Below are 964 nucleotides of genomic sequence, written 5' to 3'. Positions count from 1 at the left end.
TCCATTAGGTGTAGGTGAGAGCATTGAAATCCGTATTGATGGCGAAAATTGGATTAAAGTGCCGGCATCAGACATCAGTGGCAACACCTGGACATACAGAGGATTTGAAAGCCGAGTATTGACAGAGGGTAACCATACCGTTGATGTTCGTATTGTTAACTCAGTTGGCAGCCCTGGTAGCACAGACAGTCAAGTTGTGACAGTAGATACCCTAGCACCGAGCAAATCGAATCAAATCTATATTGATTCAATTACGCCAGACACGGGCATAGCGGATGACTTTGTGACTAACTCAAATACCTTACGTTTTGATGGTCACTTTGACAGAAGCTTAGCGCAAGGTGAGAAAGTATTGATAAGCTTCAATGGCGGCCAAAGTTGGGAATATGCGACAGTCATCAATGGCACTGAGTGGTTCTATGAAAACAGTAACCGTTATTTCGATCAAGGTAACTATGACGTTAAAGTACGCATAGTGGATGCGGCGTGGAATGAAGGCGCTTCAGCTGAGCAGTTAGTTATCGTTGATACAACTGCACCGACCATCACTAAGACGGTTGATATTACCGGAGTCACGCCAGATACAGGCATCCCGGGTGATTACAAAACAGCGGCAGATAAGTTTGATGTGACAGGTAAAGTGTCTTCTGCTATTGGTAATGACCTAGTGAAAGTCTCTATCGATAATGGTAAGACATGGTACACAGTGACCTTTACAGACAGCACGAATTGGACAGTCAATATCGGACCATTCCCGAATGGTACATATAACTTGATTGCGCAAGTGTTCGATAAAGCAGGTAATGGTGGCGCGCAAGATACCCAAGTGTTAGAAATTGATAGAAGTTATGTCAAACAAAACAGCATCACCTTCGACACGATTACCGATGACACAGGCGTACAAGGTGACTTCAAAACCAAAGACAACACCTTACTGTTCAAAGGTAGCTTAGGAAATACCCTA

The 964-nt window shown here is 43.8% G+C and carries 1 protein-coding gene; it reads left to right on the top strand.

Annotated features, from left to right (window positions below; translation table 11 throughout):
- Positions 1-964: Ig-like domain-containing protein (locus ACFFIT_RS13395; RefSeq protein WP_385876650.1), on the top strand; the 964-nt coding region annotated here is incomplete at both ends.

Source organism: Thorsellia kenyensis (genome assembly GCF_042432445.1).
GTDB classification, from domain to species: Bacteria; Pseudomonadota; Gammaproteobacteria; order Enterobacterales; family Thorselliaceae; genus Thorsellia; species Thorsellia kenyensis.
The sequence above is the reverse complement of the archived record's forward strand: the minus strand, read 5'-3'. Positions and strand labels throughout refer to the sequence as shown.